This is a genomic window from Lentilactobacillus sp. Marseille-Q4993 (assembly GCF_951230165.1).
Lineage (GTDB): Bacteria > Bacillota > Bacilli > Lactobacillales > Lactobacillaceae > Lentilactobacillus.
Genome location: NZ_CATNVB010000004.1, coordinates 134,984 through 148,697, shown reverse-complemented (window position 1 = coordinate 148,697; position 13,714 = coordinate 134,984). Strand labels below are relative to the sequence as shown.

The window sequence follows — 13,714 nt, the reverse complement described above, 5'->3', positions numbered from 1 at the left end:
TTGGGTTTTAGTCGATTTAAGAATAGCAGAGTTGAATTCTCTGTGCTACGTAAAATGCAAAAAAGCCTCGGAAATTTTTATTTCCGAAGCTTTTTTGCTTTAACTAGGACTTTTGTCCCAGCCTCTTTGGCGTTTATTTAAATATTTAATATCCAAAGTATTCGTCATGAATGGGGGCCATTAACCATTACTCCCAGATAATATCGGTCTGCGATGAACAATAATTATTTTTCTTCATCCTTATCAGCGACAAAGATTCCAAGGTCATCCAACTGCTTGTTAGCAACTGGTTGAGGTGCACTGGTAAGTGGTTCAACTGCCTTTGAGTTCTTAGGGAATGCGATAACATCACGAATGTTTTCGCGATCAGCAAGCAATCTTGCAAAACGATCTAATCCGATTGCAAGACCTCCATGAGGTGGAAAACCATAATCTAACGCATTTAAGAAGTAACCGAATTGTGATTCGGCGCTGTCTTTTGTAAACCCAAGGGCTTCAAACATCTTTTCTTGAAGTTCTCTAGTATGGATACGGATTGAACCCCCACCTAATTCAAGACCATTAAGAATGATATCGTAACTTTGAGCATAGGCTTTATGAGGATCCTCATCACTATTAGTCAAGTAGTGAACATCTTCTTCGTTTGGCATTGTGAATGGATGGTGAGCTGCCACGTAACGTTTCAAGTCAACATCGTATTCAAAGAGTGGCCAGTTGATGATCCACAAGAAAGCAAACTTGGATTCATCAATCATATTTTGTTCTTTGGCAATGGCTACCCGAAGATAGCCTAACGTACTTGCAACTACTCGACTGTTGTCAGCGGCAAACAGCAATAAGTCACCAGTCTTGGCATCAGTAGCAGCCAACATCTTTTCGCGAACGTCGTCATCCTTGAAGAATTTGGCGATTGGACCACTAAAGCCATCATCGGTAACCTTCAACCAAGCAAGTCCCTTAGCACCAAATCTTTCAACGTATTGACCGTATTGATCGAGGTCTTTTCTTGAATAAAGATCTGCCCCACCAGGAACCGCAATAGCCTTAACTTGGCCTCCATTTTCAACGGCTGATTTAAATACTTTGAAATCAACATCTTTCATAATGTCTGAAAGATCCTTTAATTCCATTCCAAACCGAACGTCAGGTTGATCAGTACCAAACCGTGACATCGATTCATCCCAGCTCATTCTTTCAAATGGTAATTTAACTTCAACTCCAAGAGCATCCTTCATAACCTTAGCAATTAAGCCTTCAGTCACGTCTTCAATCTCCTCTTGGTCAGCAAATGACATTTCCATATCAATTTGGGTAAATTCTGGTTGTCTATCACCACGAAGGTCTTCATCACGATAACAACGAGCAATTTGGTAATACTTATCAAATCCAGCTCCCATCAACAATTGTTTAAACTGTTGTGGTGATTGTGGCAGTGCGTAGAATGAACCTGGGTAAACCCGTGAAGGAACAAGGTAGTCTCTCGCACCTTCTGGAGTTGACTTAGTCAAAGTTGGTGTTTCAATATCAATGAATTCTTGTGAGTCAAAGAAACTGTGAACTGATTGAATAATTCTGTTTCTTAAAAGAATTGCTTTTTGCATTTCTGGCCGGCGAAGATCAAGATATCTATACTTCAATCTTAGGTCATCAGAAACATTGATATTATCTTGAATGTAAAACGGTGGGGTCTTGGCAGTGGCCAAAATTTTAGCTTCGGTAATATCGACCTCGATTTTACCAGTCTTCATGTTGTCGTTGACCTCTTTTTCAGATCTAGCAACAACCTTACCCTTAGCCTCAATTACATATTCGCCCCGAAGTTCGTCAGCAACCTTAAGTGCCTCCTCACCGTATTCTTCACTGAATACTAATTGAACGATTCCCTTAACGTCACGAAGATCGATAAAAATCAATCCCCCTAAGTCACGGCGTTTTTGAACCCATCCTTTTAATACAACCTCTTGGCCAATAAACTCTTCGTTTACTAGGCCTGCGTAAGTAGTTCTTTTCATCTTCTCATTTCCCTTCTAGTCATTGAAATCGTTCGCAACGACATCGTTAAAGTTAGCTAAAATTCGATCAAGATCGATTGATAGTTCCTTACCAGTTGCCATTTGCTTAACGTTTGCTGTGTTATTCTCAAGCTCGGTTTCCCCGATTGTAATTGTAAACTGTGCATTTAATTTATCAGCGGTCTTAAATTGCGCCTTTGGCTTTCTAGCCAAATAATCACGGTCGCTAGAAAATCCTTCTCGCCTCAAGGCTTGAACAACCTTCAAAGTTGCCGCACTGGTTGTTTCACCGATTCCAACAACGTAGGCGTCCAGCGTATTGAGAATTGGCAAGTCAACGTTTTCTGCTTCAAGCAAGACCATCAATCTTTCAACCCCAAGACCAAAACCAATTCCTGGCATCTCTGGGCCACCTAGTTCTTCAACCAAACCATTATACCGACCACCAGCACAGATGGTTGTGTAGCCACTACCAAGGGCCTTTGACTGAACCATAATTTCAAAAATCGTGTGCGTGTAATAATCAAGTCCCCGCACCATTGTTTTATCGATTTCATACTCAATTCCAAGTTCATCTAATAAGGATTTCACCTGAGCAAAGTGCTTTTGGGAGTCCTCACTTAAATAATCTAAGATAGATGGGGCATCCTTAACAATTTCTTGGTCGCCTTTGTCCTTGCTATCCAGTACGCGGAGTGGGTTCTTGTGCAAACGAACCTTTGAATCGTCGCTAAGCTCATCAAAGTGAGGCTCAAGGAAATCAATCAACGCTTGGCGGTAATTATCTCTAGTTTCAGTATCACCAAGCGTGTTGATTGTTAACTTCAAGTCCTTGAGACCAAGTCTAGTCAACAGGTCCATAGCCATAGCCATTACTTCAACGTCTAATTCAGGCTCGTTACTGCCAAATGCTTCAACCCCAATTTGATGAAATTCACGTTGCCGGCCGGATTGAGGGCGTTCGTATCTGAACATTGAACCCATGTAGAACACCTTAACGGGTTTCACGTGTTCCGGACCATAAAGTTTATTTTCAACGAATGCTCGGACAACCCCAGCCGTTCCTTCTGGTCGCAAACTGATATGGCGATCACCCTTATCTTTGAAATCATACATTTCCTTAGTGACAACGTCAGATGTATCACCAGAAGTTCGTGAGAATACTTCAAAGTTTTCAAATAATGGCGTTCTGATCTCTTGGTAGCGATAGTTATCAAACAGCATTCTTGCCGTTTCTTCTACATAATTCCACCGTTTTGCCTCTTCCGGCAAAATATCAGCTGTTCCTTTTGGGCGTTGATATCTCATGTTATATCCTCCTAAAAATATAAAAAAAAGCACCCCTGTCAATTGACAAGGGTGCTCTCGCACGGTACCACCTTAATAATTCTCAAGAGTAACGCTCGCGCGAATAGTAAATTTACTATTAACCTTATTAAAAAGTGTCATTCGGAAGACCAATCACACATTTCCAGCGACCATGTGCTTTCTTAAAGATTGGAAACTTCCTACTGTTTCTTTTTATCGGTTGAATGTTTAACTGTAAATAACGATAGTCGACTATTACCACAATGTCAAGATAGATTTAGTTTTGCTACTTCACCAACTTAATCTATAATGTAATAGTATTTAACGAAATGGATGGCAAAACATTGAAAAAAATAAAACAAAATAAAAGTTGGATCATTACGATTGTCGCCATTATCTTTACGTTTACCATTCTGGTAATATCGCTATACTCCAACTCAGTAACCGTCAAAGTAAACCAATTGAATTTAAGAACTGGGCCGGCAGTGACCTATAAGGTTAAGGAAAAAGTAACTCGCGGAACTCGGCTGCAGGTGATCGACCGAAAAGATAACTGGATCAAAGTTATTTCAAATAACCGAACGATTGGCTGGGTAGCCTCCTGGTTAGTTACCAATGGCAAAATTAAGGACGTCTCTAAATTGTCTGAGGCAACCATTGTGATCGACCCTGGTCACGGTGGTTCTGACTCAGGCGCGCTGTCAACTACTGGTTTAAAAGAGAAAACATACACCCTTCAAGTTGCCACCAAAGTAGCCAATCTACTTAGAGAAAAAGGGGCAAACGTAATTATGACCAGGGACACAGACAAAACAGTTAGCCTAGCAAAGAGGCCAGCTATCGCAATGAATAATTCAGCAAATGCATTTATCAGCTTTCACTTTGATTCATCTGATGAGGCAAACGTAGCCAGTGGTTTTACCTGCTACTATTACCACAAAGGCCAATCGCTACAGTTAGCAAAAACAATAAATGATAGTATGGACAATCTGAGTCTTGCTAATCGCGGAGTTGAGTTTGGTGACTTCCTAGTAATCAGAGATACATCAGTTCCCTCAATTTTAATTGAAGGTGGCTATATCAATGATGATAACGATATTAAAAAAATCAAATCAGCAGACTATCAAAACCAGTATGCTGAAGATGTCGTAGATGGGCTGAGCAGATACTTTGCTACCCAACAACAATAAAACCCGTGAAATCAGGTAATGACTTCACGGGTTTTATTTATTTTCTCGTTATTAGATAATCTCTTAATTCAGTCATACTAGGAGTTCTATACTCTGTTGAACCAGTTGTGACAATGGTTCTATCCGGATCAAATAAATAACCCTCAATGTTGGCATTGTGGCCCGCTTCAATATCTAAAGAACGATCACCAATCATCGCTGCATGGTTCCTAGAAACATTATTTTTTTCAATCAAATAGTTCAAAGAATCAGGCTTTGGTTTACGCGGAAAATCATTCGCTGATGTGACAAAATCACTAAAATATTCAAGTAAACCCGATTCAGCAAGGAGTTCCTTGGATTGGTCATCCCTGTGGGTTAGCAAAAAGTTTTTGCCACCATTCTCAACAGCAAACTTCAGAACCCCTTCAACCCCAGCAAATGGTTTTGAATCAGTAACATTCATAGTCTGATATTTGCCATTAAGCTTAGCAAGTGAATCATGACTTAACCGGTAAAAAGCTGAAAATTTATCCAAGGCAGCCCCAACAGAATGTTGCCGCATAATCTTATAGATATCATGCTCATCAATTTCGACGTCATCGATGCCCAAATCCATCAGTGCTTGTTTGAAAGCTGCTACCATTGCTGGATAAGTATCCATTACCGTACCATCAAAATCCCAGAATAAGTAATTAATCATCGTTTGCCTCACCTTATTTATGTTCCGTATCAAACAAAATCGTGACTGGGCCATCATTTTGTAGACCAACCATCATATCAGCACCAAACTCACCGGATTTTACTGTCAAACCAGTTTGAGATAACGCTTCGTTAAACTGCTCATAAACTTTCTTAGCGTGGCCTGGTTCCCCAGCGTTCACAAAGCTTGGGCGGTTACCCTTTTTGGTATCAGCAAACAAAGTAAATTGAGAAATCGACAGTATTTCGCCATTAACACTACTGATATCCAAATTCATCTTGCCAGCATCATCTTCAAATACCCTTAGTTTACTGATTTTGTGAACCAAATACTCAATCTCTTCTTCACCGTCTTGATCATTCACGCCAACCAACAATAAATAGCCGGCGCCAATCTCATTAAATAACTTATCCTCAATGGTAACTGAGGCGGACTTCACTCTTTGCAATACGACTCGCATACTAACTCCTATCTAAACGTTCTTTCAATTACATAAACGTCTGGAATATTTTTAATTGTACTCATTAATCGGTCAAGTTGTTCCCAATTTCTTACCCCAACTGAAATAGAAATCGTCGCCATCTTATTATGGTCAACTTGCCCATTGACAGAAGAAACATCTTTTGTAACGTTATTAACCGCTGTTAGTACGTCAGTTAGTAACCCAGTTCGGTTGTATCCTGAAACGGAAAGATTAGCTGGATAATTAGTTCGGCTTTCGTCAGGAGCATCCCAAGAAACTTCAATCAACCGATCGCCGTTTTCTTCAGCCTTTCTAATATTAGGACAATCCACTCTGTGAACAGACACCCCACGACCTTTTGTAATATAACCGACAATATCATCACCTGGAACAGGTGTACAACAGTGACTCAGTCTTACCAGCAGATTGTCGACCCCTTCAATAATAATTCCGTTTGATGCTTTCTGCTTCTTTTTCTTTTTCGTTTGGGAATCGGTGGTTTCGGAAATTGTTTGGTGGCCTTCAAAAATTTCCTTCTCAGCTTGATCCTGTCGTTCTTTCTTTTGCTTAGCTCGCAAATCATGCGTTAACCGATTAGTAATTCCAGTTGGTTGTAAATCACCAAATCCAACTGCTGCCAACACGTCGTCCCCGTGCTGATAATGCATCCCCTTAGCAACTGCCGTCAAATTTTCATCGGTCATAACAACCCTTGGGTCGAATCCATCGGTCCTTAACTTATGAACCAACATATCCCGACCGGTTTCAATATTTTGGGTTCTATCCTCCTGGCGGAAGAATTGTTTGATCTTATTTCTTGCTCGTCGAGTATGAACCATTTTAACCCAGTCACGACTTGGTCCAGCAGAGTTAGTCGAAGTAATAATATCAACGATATCACCATTTTCAACCGCAAAATCAAGGGGAACGATTTTTCCGTTTACCCTTGCACCAGTTGTGTGATTACCAACTTCAGTATGAATCATGTAGGCCATATCAAGTGGACCTGCTCCTTTGGGCAACTCAAAAACATCGCCCTTTGGCGTAAAGACATAAACACGGTCGCCAAACAGCTCACCTTTTACACTATCCATGAAATCAGATGCATCATCGGTTTCCTCTTGCAGCTCGATAATTTCCTTAAACCAGTTTAGTTTATTATTATCATTCGACTGTTTGACACCACTCTTGATTCCTTCTTTGTAAGCCCAGTGAGCAGCAATACCAAATTCAGCGACTTGATGCATCTCTTCAGTTCTAATTTGAACTTCTAGTGGTTTTCCTTCCGGACCAATTACAGTTGTATGCAGTGATTGGTACATGTTGGCTTTTGGCATTGCAATGTAGTCTTTAAACCGGCCTGGCATTGGCTTCCACTCTGAATGAATGGCTCCAAGAACGGCGTAACAATCCTTAATTGAATCAACAATTACCCTAATTGCCAACAAGTCATAAATTTGACTGAATTGCTTATGTTGATCAACCATCTTGCGGTAAACCGAATAGATATGCTTTGGTCGACCATATATTTCACTTTTAATATTGAGGTCAGAAATCGCATCATTGATATTCTGAATGGCATTTTGAATGTAATCTTCACGTTGATCCCGCCTTGAATTCATTAAATGAACGATTCGATAGTATTGTTGTGGGTTCAAGTATCGAAGAGCAATATCCTCAAGTTCCCACTTGATGGTTCCAATACCTAGTCGATCTGCGATTGGCGCATAGATTTCAAGAGTTTCCTTTGCAATTCGTCTTTGTTTATCAGGGCGAAGTGACTTCAAGGTCCGCATATTATGCAGTCTATCAGCCAGCTTTACAATCATTACCCGAATATCCTTCGACATCGCTAAAAGTAGCTTCCGGTGATTTTCTGCAAGTCGTTCTTCACTCGACTTATATTTAATTTTTGACAACTTGGTAACGCCATCAACGATTAGGCTAACATCATCACCAAACAGTTCCCGAACATCAGTTAGCTCGACCCCAGTATCCTCGACGATATCATGGAGAAAGCCAGCAGATACCGTAGCGGGATCCATGTGGAGATCAGCAAGGATTCCCGCAACTTGAATTGGATGAGTAATATATGGCTCACCCGACTGCCGCATTTGGCCGCTGTGAGCGGTATTTGCAAAATCAAACGCCCGTTGAACTTCGGCGACGTGTTCCTTATTCATATATCCCTTGACCATTTGGATAACGTCTTCGCTTGTCCAGTCTCTTGTAGCCATAAGATCACTTCTTCCTTCACGCAATTTATATACAATATTTTATCATTGTTTAATTATCAATTCACTTACTTCCAAGTTCAAAGTACATAGAAGTCGCTGCTAAAAAGTATAGTGGCGCAGTTTCGGTACGCATTATTCTTGGTCCTAGCCCGGCCTTTATCAACCCTTCATCAGACAGGACACTAACTTCTTGCTCAGAAATGCCACCTTCTGGGCCAAAAACAGCAATCACTGAATCCCCATCTGCAAGATGGCTATAAAGTTGCACAAGGTTGGATTCTTCTCCTTGTTTAGCTGATTCCTCATAGGCAATAACCCCTGCACTATAATCATCAAAAGGAATATCGGTTAAACTATTAGCGTATTTTACAACGGGAACATGATTCCGATGGGACTGTTCAGCAGCGCTTTTTGCGACTTCATTCAACCGAATTAGTTTTTTTTCAGATTTTCCAGTCCAGTTAACAATTGATCGCTCCATTGGGACAAAAAAGACTTCGTTAACTCCCAACTCAGTCGCCTTCTGAACAATAAGCTTAGGTTTGTTTTTCTTGGCAAGACCACTAACAATAGCGGTTTTGACTGGTAATTCGACGTTCTTCTCAAGTTGGCGAATGATTTTTGCCTGTACCCGTTTACCATTGATTTCGCTAATTTCAGCAATAAACAAGGTTTCTGAGCCATCCACCACCTCAAGTTGGTCACCAACTCCGTTTCTAAGAACGTGAGTAAAGTGATAGGCCACATCATCAGGCAACGAAAAATCCTGTCCCATTTTTAGTTGTTGATTATAAAAATAGTGTTGCATTATTCACCCTCACTGTTTGGCTTTCTAGCAATAATTGAATACCAATCTCCCATATTTAGAATCTGTTCAATCTTAAACTGATGATCAGTGATTGCTTGTTTAACTTCGTCAACCTTAGAATTGATAATTCCTGCAGTTATAAAATAACCATTTTCTTTTAGGTTGGCATATGCTTGGGGCACCAAGGGGACGATTATTTCAGCCAAAATGTTAGCCACGACTAAATCAACTTGCTTATTGATTCCTTTTAGCAGATCATTTGCGGCAACCTCAATATCCGAATTTTCGAAGTTGAGATTAATGTTTTCTTTGGCGGACCTAACTGCAATGTCATCAACATCATAAGCATAGATTTTGCCAACTCCTAACTTCTTGGCAGCAATTGCTAGTACGCCAGATCCGGTTCCAACATCAATCATGCTTTCACCGCCACGAATTACCGTTTCCAACGCCTGCATCGATAGTTTTGTCGTTGGGTGGGTTCCTGTTCCAAACGCCATTCCTGGATCCAATTTGACAACAAATTCAGCATTGGAATCGACTGAATAATCTTCCCAACTTGGAACAATGGTTTGAAACCTAGTAACTCGCAGTGGGTGATAATACTTTTCCCATTCTGTTGCCCAATTATGTTCAGATAAACTGTCGGTGACAACGGTGGCATCCCCGGGGTTCAATCCATATTCCGTTAATTTTGCTACTCGCTTCTGAATATCATTAAGTTGCTGTTCTATTTGACTATCATCTGGAAAGTATGCGGAGACGATTGCTCCCTCTTTCAGATGGGGGATTGAAGATAATTCAATCAGTTTCCCCTCATTGGCAGCCTTCTCAACGTCGACATTCTTAAAGTCATCTGCATCTTTAATATTAACGCCTGCTGCTCCAAAATCCATTAAAATATTAGATACAGCTTCAACCGCTTCATTCGTTGTGTTAACTGATACTTCAGTCCATTGCATTCCCAATTTCCTCCGTTTGCGTTTAAGTACAAAAAAAGCATCCTACTTGGATGCAGCGTCTGTCACTTTTTCATCTTTCTTATCATTCAGCTCTGGATGAACTTTTGCCTCGTGCTCTAAAAGATGCTTTTGTAAGTATTCTAACAATTCAGCCTCAGTTCTAAAAACTCGAGGATGCTTTTGCTTGTGGAGCCTTAAATCAATTTCCTTGATCATTTGGCGACCGGTCCACTTGTGACCGTACCTAATAATAAGTCGGTTGTCTAATTCCCTCCGACCAAACTTAAAAATATAAATATTATCGGGAGTCATTAATGGGCGCATATACTCTTTTTTGTAAAAATAGCCGTTTTTTCTAAGAAATTGTTTCGTTCGACTAAGAATAATAAACACCTCCTGACAGTTGTAAATTCTTGCTATCCCTCATCTAATTAGAAACGTATTGTAATATATAATATAAAAATATACGCTAAAAATCAACGCATTTCAATATATTTAAAAGAATTCCCCTTGCTTTGTGATACAATTTTCAATTATCATGTCATTGAGGGGGTTAGTTCAATGGATTCATTTCGTATAAAGTTTTTGAACGTTATCAAACCAGAGACAATTCTTATCAAATACTCTGCCATTTCAGAGGATCATAGTAGCCAAGTCATTTTTGAAGGGCAACAGCTTTTTTACCGTAACTTTGTTAATTATTCACTATTAAAAAATGGTGAGGTTGCATTAGAAGCCATTTCCAACATGCTAAAAGTCATTCCTGATAATTACCTACTATCACAGGTTTCGTTTGAACAGTCTCATGATAAACGACTTCTCCAGGTACCGACCAAGGAGTTGTTCGTTGATTACTTAAAGACTGATGACTTAACAAACAGATTGATTTCTCATCAAACTGAACGGGGCAAAACCATGATTGACACAAAACTTGTAACTGAATTAAGAATTGGGTAACCACCACTTCAATAATAGCTGAAGTGGCTTTTTTATTTAAATGATTTGTTTTAACAATGAATCAAGATTTAACCGTAACATAGGCCTGTTCTCAGTGCAACCAATCTCACTTTGAGCATGCCACCAACAAATCTTTGGAGGTACATATAAATTGAAAAAATCAGCAAAAATTCCGCTTCTATTGACAACACTACTACTGATGGGTGCCACGTTGACAGCATGTGGTAGTCAAGCCGATTCACCAAATACAAATAGTTCTAGTCGAACCCAATCCAGCTCAGCCATCCAAAAATCATCAAGCTCACCCAAGAAGGCTCATCCTGCGACCAAAGCAACGCCAGCCAGAAAGGCGCACACCAAAAAGCACACCCAAGTTAAATCAACTATTCTGACTAAGCTGATTAAGTATACCAATGCTGAATCAGCTGGCCCAACCGAAAATTATTACTACACCAATGGTAATGCCAGACTTAATGGTTTTAGCAACTTAACTGACGGTGAATATCGTTTTTCATCCGATAGTATGGGCCGTTCTGCAACTGCAAGAGCGGTTCTAACCTATTCTGAATATCGTTCTTCGCAAGGCTCGCGTCAAGGTGATCCACTCGCCCCACCATTTTGGCCAGAAAATAAGATAGTTGCTATCACGTTTAAGGATACTGGTCGTACTTATCACGGATACCTTTATAACCGGAGCCACTCAATTGCCGATAGTCTGCTTGGCGCTAAATCATACACGTCTGCTTATAACTTTACTACTGGTACCCGTCCTCAAAACGTAGGTGCTGACCAAAATGGTGGAATGAGATACGCTGAAACTATGGTTGAAGATTATTGGTCATCTCATCCGGGAACAAATGGTACTGTGAAATACCAGACTACGCCTATTTATGACGGCACCGAAACCATGCCAAGGGGATCGGTCGTTGATATTAAATCATCTGATGGTGAATTGAATAAAGAAATCGTAGTGATTAATTCTGCCGAAGGTATCAAAATAAATTACAATGACGGCTCAAATAATGCTACCCCGTATGTCCGTAAAAAAACATACTCACCAAAACCGAAGACCACGTATAATTACAGCAACACAAGAACCTATCAATCATCAAGTCCAAGCCAATCAGGAGCTACTGGGCAGAAAAAAGTAGGTAAATGGACATATGCTGCCCCAGGGAAAGTGTACGTTTCAGATTCCGATAAATACTATACCCAAGTTGTAAACCCCAACAATTACGCTTACGAAACAAAAGCACAAGCGCAAAACTCTGGTGCAACCCAAGCCGTTCGTGGTAATCAGTATGCAAGGCCATAGGTAGGTTGTATAGTTAATTACGTAAAATAAATTAGGTTTTCTTTAATTTAGGCGGATTTTTTTATGAACAAACATATGCTTAGCACCGTGAGTCTAACTTTAGGGGGATGCGTTCTATTTGGGACGGCACTTGCAACCCCAATTCACGCTCAAAGATATTTTCCAGTTCGAAAAATTGTATATCACACACCTGCAAGTTGGCGAGGAACCTATCATAACAAATACGGGGACGTTATGAAGGTCTATAAATACTCGGTCCAATATAACGGTAAAGCTGCCTTTCGAAGCCGGTGGTCTGGTTATCGTAAATTAGCCTTTGCAAAAGTCGATCGGAATCACTATACATTTAATGCCCTAGCTAAATATGGGTACCAAAGTAGCCGGAGATGGCGAGTCATTCATAAAAACGGCCATAGGTACCTTTTGAACACTCAGTTGATGGGATCAAGGGTTGCGTGGAGAAAAGTTACCGAATGAAATTGACTTTTCTATAATTTAAATGCTAAACTAGCTTTTGTATTTACTGCGTATAATGGTTCAGCGTAAAGCACACAATAAAAGTGTCTTTGCGCTTTTTTTATGCAAAGATGCGGAAAAGGAATGATTGATTTGGATTTTTATATGAAGTTACCACGTAACGGGAGAGAGTTTAGTTTATTTGTATTTATTGTTTCACTTCTTTCAGTGAACATTATTGCACCACTTATTACATGTTTTGAAACAGGGTTTAGCTTGGAAACATGGAAAAATACTTTTGGGATAATCCCATTTATGTGGGTCGTCGTTGTTTTATTAGTTTTGCTAACTAACAAACCAGCGTCAAAAGTAACAAGTATCTTGATTTCAGATGACGATAGCTTTAGTGCCCACATGATCGTCAATTGTTTAATAAACGTGATGATGATGTCTATTGTTTTATCAGTAGTTGGAGTATGGATTGGAACGAAAACTATTTCATGGCTTCCAATTGAACACTTTTTTTATAAATGGCCTCGTAATTTCACGATTTCATTTTTAGTGGAGGCTTGTATAGCACAACCCTTTGCTCGTTTAATATTATTGAAAAAGCACCAGATAGAAGCTCAATCATAAAAAAACGAGGTTCACTGCAAACAACTGCTAAAAGCTATAAATAAAGAGACTCGGTTGATGGAACGGCCCAAAAAGCTAACCATTTTTAAATTTAGCTAGTTATCATAGTGTCTTTACGTCGGATAGGCATTCAAAAGTAGCTAGAATTGTTGGGCGGTTTTTTTGTGACGTAGCATAAATGTTGGATAATTGTTTACTGACTTTTCATCCTACTAAAAGGTATACTGAATGGTAAAGGTTTTGCATAAGGCCACTGAAAAGAGGAGAAAAACACTATGACAAGCCAAGAAGCTAATTTACTATTAACAATCCTGTTTGCTGATTTACATGCGAATACTGTTACAACATTAGAAAATATGGGTGACCACGATGCAGTCGTCACTAAGATAACATTACCAAGTGGTGATACAATCAAAACCGCTGTCAACTTTTATGATGATACAGAACTTACTACAGACGATATGCTCATCGACTTCAGTGACGCTCTGGATAGTGTGGCAACCAATGAAGATGAACTAGAGCCGGATGATGACTTGGAAGACTCTTCGGTTGACGTAGAACGAAAAATTGTCAGTGATGATGACTATGATTATCTATTGAAATTGAGTGACCAGGTATACAAATCAGAAATTTAAAAAAGCACCCACCCCATTACGGTGTGATTACCCTTTCAGCGTTAATTTATCTA

General features: G+C 39.8%; 14 protein-coding genes. 6 read left to right on the top strand and 8 right to left on the bottom strand.

Going from position 1 to position 13,714, the window contains the following annotated elements:
* Positions 1 to 224 precede the first annotated feature (224 nt).
* Both aspS and hisS read right to left on the bottom strand, forming a co-directional pair.
* Complete coding sequence (gene aspS, locus QOW94_RS03180; RefSeq protein WP_283678718.1) at positions 225 to 2,012, bottom strand: aspartate--tRNA ligase; 1,788 nt, start codon at positions 2,010 to 2,012, stop codon at positions 225 to 227.
* Positions 2,013 to 2,027: 15 nt separating this feature from the next.
* Positions 2,028 to 3,320 carry a histidine--tRNA ligase gene (gene hisS / locus QOW94_RS03175; protein WP_283678717.1) on the bottom strand — a complete coding sequence of 431 codons (1,293 nt, stop codon included), beginning with the start codon at positions 3,318 to 3,320 and terminating at the stop codon, positions 2,028 to 2,030.
* Positions 3,321 to 3,664: 344 nt separating this feature from the next.
* Between hisS and QOW94_RS03170 the strand changes: the two genes are divergently transcribed.
* Positions 3,665 to 4,510, top strand: coding sequence for an N-acetylmuramoyl-L-alanine amidase family protein (locus QOW94_RS03170; RefSeq protein WP_283678716.1), 846 nt, complete (start codon positions 3,665 to 3,667; stop codon positions 4,508 to 4,510).
* Between the two features lie 37 nt (positions 4,511 to 4,547).
* Here the strand turns inward: QOW94_RS03170 and QOW94_RS03165 are convergent, their stop codons facing one another.
* The 6 genes from QOW94_RS03165 to QOW94_RS03140 form a co-directional block, all read right to left on the bottom strand.
* The gene (locus QOW94_RS03165; protein WP_283678715.1) at positions 4,548 to 5,192 is read right to left on the bottom strand and encodes an HAD-IA family hydrolase; all 645 of its coding nucleotides are present in this window, start codon (positions 5,190 to 5,192) and stop codon (positions 4,548 to 4,550) included.
* Positions 5,193 to 5,205: 13 nt separating this feature from the next.
* The gene (gene dtd / locus QOW94_RS03160) at positions 5,206 to 5,652 is read right to left on the bottom strand and encodes a D-aminoacyl-tRNA deacylase (protein WP_283678714.1); all 447 of its coding nucleotides are present in this window, start codon (positions 5,650 to 5,652) and stop codon (positions 5,206 to 5,208) included.
* 8 nt (positions 5,653 to 5,660) lie between these two features.
* The gene (locus QOW94_RS03155; protein ID WP_283678713.1) at positions 5,661 to 7,892 is read right to left on the bottom strand and encodes a RelA/SpoT family protein; all 2,232 of its coding nucleotides are present in this window, start codon (positions 7,890 to 7,892) and stop codon (positions 5,661 to 5,663) included.
* A gap of 61 nt (positions 7,893 to 7,953) precedes the next feature.
* Positions 7,954 to 8,700, bottom strand: coding sequence for an RsmE family RNA methyltransferase (locus QOW94_RS03150; RefSeq protein WP_283678712.1), 747 nt, complete (start codon positions 8,698 to 8,700; stop codon positions 7,954 to 7,956).
* Positions 8,700 to 9,662, bottom strand: a complete 963-nt coding sequence (gene prmA, locus QOW94_RS03145; protein ID WP_283678710.1) for a 50S ribosomal protein L11 methyltransferase — start codon at positions 9,660 to 9,662, stop codon at positions 8,700 to 8,702. The genes QOW94_RS03150 and prmA overlap by 1 nt, the downstream gene beginning before the upstream one ends.
* Before the next feature lie 42 nt (positions 9,663 to 9,704).
* The gene (locus tag QOW94_RS03140; RefSeq protein ID WP_283678709.1) at positions 9,705 to 10,055 is read right to left on the bottom strand and encodes a hypothetical protein; all 351 of its coding nucleotides are present in this window, start codon (positions 10,053 to 10,055) and stop codon (positions 9,705 to 9,707) included.
* Positions 10,056 to 10,223: 168 nt separating this feature from the next.
* Between QOW94_RS03140 and QOW94_RS03135 the strand changes: the two genes are divergently transcribed.
* From QOW94_RS03135 to QOW94_RS03115, 5 genes are all read left to right on the top strand, one after another.
* On the top strand, positions 10,224 to 10,619 hold the full coding sequence (locus tag QOW94_RS03135; protein WP_283678707.1) for a hypothetical protein: 396 nt from the start codon (positions 10,224 to 10,226) through the stop codon (positions 10,617 to 10,619).
* A gap of 151 nt (positions 10,620 to 10,770) precedes the next feature.
* Positions 10,771 to 11,934: a DNA/RNA non-specific endonuclease gene (locus tag QOW94_RS03130; RefSeq protein ID WP_283678706.1), complete on the top strand. Its 1,164-nt coding sequence runs from the start codon at positions 10,771 to 10,773 to the stop codon at positions 11,932 to 11,934.
* Between the two features lie 63 nt (positions 11,935 to 11,997).
* Complete coding sequence (locus tag QOW94_RS03125) at positions 11,998 to 12,411, top strand: hypothetical protein (RefSeq protein ID WP_283678705.1); 414 nt, start codon at positions 11,998 to 12,000, stop codon at positions 12,409 to 12,411.
* Between the two features lie 123 nt (positions 12,412 to 12,534).
* A complete protein-coding gene (locus tag QOW94_RS03120; protein WP_283678704.1) occupies positions 12,535 to 13,026 on the top strand; it encodes a hypothetical protein in 492 nt (163 codons plus the stop codon).
* A gap of 275 nt (positions 13,027 to 13,301) precedes the next feature.
* Complete coding sequence (locus QOW94_RS03115; RefSeq protein ID WP_283678703.1) at positions 13,302 to 13,661, top strand: hypothetical protein; 360 nt, start codon at positions 13,302 to 13,304, stop codon at positions 13,659 to 13,661.
* The last annotated feature ends 53 nt before the right edge of the window (positions 13,662 to 13,714 follow it).